Genomic DNA, 1,292 nt, shown 5'->3' with positions numbered 1-1,292 from the left:
TGACCCGTCCTGATATGGGTTGACACTTGATTGACTAAAACGCTCGATGTATTTCATCGGGCGTTTTGTATTTTAGAGCTGTGTGAGGCCTATATTCATTATAGATTTTTACTGATTCGGCGACCATTTTCTTTGCTTCATCTAAATCATTCGGCTTATTCAACAGATACTCCATCTTCAGTATTCCGTTGATCCTCTCTGCCAACGCATTCTGATAACAGTCATAGCCATCAGTCATTGAGCAAGATACATCATACTGCCGATGCAACTCTTGGTATTCAACAGAGCAGTACTGAACACCTCGATCTGAGTGATGTACAAGTTCACCTGTATTCTTCCGCTCTTTCAACGCGTTTAAAAAGGCCTGCTTGACCGTACGAGCTTTCATATCATCACCTATGTGATAGCCCACAATTTTCCTTGAGTAAGCGTCCGTCACTAAACTGAGATAAGTACTACCATGCCTCGTTGCTAGATAAGTAATATCGGCAACCCATAATTGCTCTGGCCTTTCCGGTATTAAGCCTTCTTTGATTCTATTTGGATGGCAGTAAAAGCGATGATTACTGTTTGTGGTTCGATGATAAGCCCTTCTATTTTGTACTAATAATCGATTCATTCTCAGCAGAGAGAATAAGCGGTCTCGCCCGATTTCAATATCGTTCTGAGCAAGTAAATACTTGATCTTACGAGTCCCCATGCGAGGGTGCATCATCCTTTGCTCCTTCACAAAACCGAGTACTGATTCATCTTTCTTTGTCTGATGAATTTCTGCGACACAGCGCTTGTAGAAAGCTTGTCGTGTAATACCGATGAAGTGACAAGCTTTAGTGACGCTCAACTTTCTGACCGTTTTTTCCTTAATAACTCGGCTTTGCGCTTCTTTGAGATTCGGACTCCGAAATCTCGATCCATGACTTTTACAACCGCTTCAAAGAACTCAGCTTTGAGCTGAGTCTCTTCTAATTGCTGCTCGAGTTCTTTGATTCGTTGCTCTGGGGTTTGAGTTGAGGAAGTGTTTGACATAGTCGCTCCTAACGCTCTCGATTGTTCTATTCCTTTAGACCAATCTAGTTGACCATGTTTGCGAAGCCAAACTAAAACGGTAGAGCGACCTTGGATCCCATAACGTTCTTGAGCTTGCTTATAAGTCATTTCGCCTTTTTCAACTTGGCTTACGACTGCCAATTTAAAGGCAAGAGAATAATCTCGTTGAGTACGTCTACTTGTTGTTTTCATGACACTCTCCAATTTCATGTTGGAAATGTGTCAACCATATTTAGGACGGTACA

The 1,292-nt window shown here is 42.0% G+C and carries 1 protein-coding gene; it reads right to left on the bottom strand.

Going from position 1 to position 1,292, the window contains the following annotated elements; all coding sequences use genetic code 11:
* Nucleotides 1–34: 34 nt before the first annotated feature.
* A protein-coding gene (locus tag L3V33_RS23095; RefSeq protein WP_237291255.1) for an IS3 family transposase occupies nucleotides 35–1,239 on the bottom strand; the annotation gives its coding sequence in 2 pieces (ribosomal slippage) (nucleotides 35–852 and nucleotides 852–1,239; 1,206 coding nt in all).
* Nucleotides 1,240–1,292: the final 53 nt, after the last annotated feature.

Source organism: Vibrio sp. A2-1, assembly GCF_021728355.1.
Lineage (GTDB): Bacteria > Pseudomonadota > Gammaproteobacteria > Enterobacterales > Vibrionaceae > Vibrio > Vibrio splendidus_K.
The sequence above is the reverse complement of the archived record's forward strand: the minus strand, read 5'-3'. Positions and strand labels throughout refer to the sequence as shown.